The organism is Gemmobacter sp., assembly GCF_016792925.1.
GTDB lineage: Bacteria > Pseudomonadota > Alphaproteobacteria > Rhodobacterales > Rhodobacteraceae > Gemmobacter.
On record NZ_JAEULU010000325.1, the window covers coordinates 1 to 2,322 of the forward strand.

At 67.7% G+C, this 2,322-nt stretch carries 2 protein-coding genes; both read left to right on the forward strand.

Annotated features, from left to right (window positions below; all coding sequences use genetic code 11):
- The first annotated feature begins 48 nt into the window (after positions 1-48).
- On the forward strand, positions 49-1,227 hold the full coding sequence (locus tag JNN06_RS16075) for an aminotransferase (protein WP_291240606.1): 1,179 nt from the start codon (positions 49-51) through the stop codon (positions 1,225-1,227).
- A 72-nt stretch (positions 1,228-1,299) separates the two neighbouring features.
- A partial coding sequence (locus JNN06_RS16080; RefSeq protein WP_291240607.1) for a peptidylprolyl isomerase occupies positions 1,300-2,322 on the forward strand: 1,023 nt, incomplete at its 3' end.

Consider the following 2,322-nt stretch of genomic DNA (forward strand, 5'->3'; position numbering starts at 1 on the left):
GCAGACCGCCCCCCTCCCCCCATCCGCCAGCACGAACCGGAGCCGCCGATGTCCCTGCCCCTGAATCCCGCCATGGCCGCCACCTTTGCCCCGCCGGTGATGGAGGCGCGGCGCTGGTTGCAGGGGGTGGCGTTCCCGCCCGAGCGCCCGCTGATCAATGTGAGCCAGGCCGCCCCGGTGGAGAGCCCGCCTTTGGGCCTGCGGCAGGCGCTGGCCGAGGCCGCACTGTCGGAGGGGGCGGCGCATCTGTATGGCCCGGTTCTGGGCCTGCCAGAGCTGCGCGCCGAGATTGCGGCGCAATGGTCGGCCTCCTATGGCGGCGCCATCCGGGCCGATCAGGTGGCGATCACGCAGGGCTGCAATCAGGCCTTCACCGCCGTCATGTCCACCCTCGCCGGGGCGGGGGATGAGGTGATCCTGCCGACGCCTTGGTATTTCAACCATAAAATGTGGCTCGACATGCAGGGCGTGCGCGCCGTGCCGCTGGCCACCGGGGCCGATCTGCTGCCCGACCCGGAAAAAGCCGCCGCCCTCATCACGCCGCGCACCCGCGCCATCGCGCTGGTCAGCCCCAACAATCCCGGCGGGGTGGAATATCCGCCCGCGCTGATCGCCGCTTTCCGCGATCTGTGCCGCACGCGCGGCCTCGCGCTGATCCTGGACGAGACCTACCGCGATTTCGACAGCCGGGACGCCCGGCCCCATGATCTGTTCACCGATCCCGATTGGGAGGATGTGCTGATCCATCTCTATTCCTTCTCCAAGGCCTACCGCCTGACCGGCCACCGCGTCGGCGCGGTGGTGGCCAGCGCCCGGCAATTGGCCGAGGTGGAGAAATTCCTCGATACCGTCGCCATTTGCCCCGGCCAGTTGGGCCAGATCGGCGCGCTGTGGGGGATGCGGAACCTGAGCCAATGGGTCGCGGGCGAGCGGGCCCAGATCCTGCGCCGCCGCGCCGCCATGGTCGCGGGCTTCTCGGCCCTGCCCGACTGGCGGCTGATGGGCTGCGGCGCTTATTTCGCCTATGTCGAACATCCCTTCCCGGAAGCCTCACCGCAGCTCGCACAGCGGTTGGTGCGCGAGGCGGGCGTGCTGATGCTGCCCGGCACCATGTTCCAGCCCGAGACCCACCCCGAGGGCGCGCGCCAGTTCCGCATCGCCTTTGCCAATGTCGACACCGCGGGCATCGCCGCGCTGTTCCAGCGCCTTTCGGCCTTTCACGGTTAAGCCGCGCCTCTTGCCGTCTGGCGGTGAACTGCATAGAACCTGAGGCCAAAGCTCCAGACAGCAGGCCATCCGATGACGCAAGACACCGAGACCGACAGCCCGAAGCGCAAGCGCCGTGGGGGCCAGTTCCTCGCCTGGGCCTTGCTGGCGATGGTCGTCACCGGCTTTGGCGGCTATGGCATCACCAGCTATGGCACAACCGCCACCGCCATCGGCCGGGTGGGCGACACCGATATTGACGCGACCCGCTATCTGCGCGCGCTGCAAAACCAGATCAACGCCACCAGCCAGCAGCTGGGCGCGCCGCTCGATCTGGCGCAGGCCCAGCAATTCGGCATCGACGCGCAAGTCCGCCAGAACCTTGTGACCACCTATGCGCTGGATAATGAGGCCAAGCGCATCGGCCTCTCCGTGGGCGATGCCCGGGTGGCGCAGGCCATCGCCGAGCTGCCCAATTTCAAGGGCGTCGATGGCAAGTTCGATCCGCGCGCCTATAAGGACACGCTGAAACAGAACAATCTCGACATGCGCGATTACGAGAATGGCGTGCGCGACGATATTGCCCGCAGCCTGCTGACCGGCGCCGTGGCCTCGGGCTTTGCCGCCCCCGCCACGCTGACCGACACGCTCTTGGCCTATATCGCCGAGCGCCGCGCGCTGTCGATCCTGACGCTGACCGAATCCAGCCTGTCCACACCGCTGGCCGAGCCTGACGAGGCCGCGCTGAAGGCCTATTACGAGGCCAATATAGCCGCCTTCACCAAGCCCGAGGCCAAGCGCCTCACCTATGCGGCCATCCTGCCCGAGGAACTTGCAGCCTCGATGCCGGTGGATGAGGCCGAGTTGCGCGCGCTTTATGACAGCCGCGCCGAGGAATACCGCAAGCCCGAGCGTCGTCTGGTGGAACGTCTGGTCTTTGCCACCGAGGACGAGGCCAAGGCCGCCAAGGCCCAGCTGGATGCGGGCGAGAGCTTTGAGACGCTGGTCGAGGCCCGTGGGCTGAAACTGCTCGACATCGACATGGGCGATGTGTCCAAGGCCGAGCTGGGTGCTGCGGGCGACGCGATCTTCGCGCTGGTCGAACCGGGCGTGACC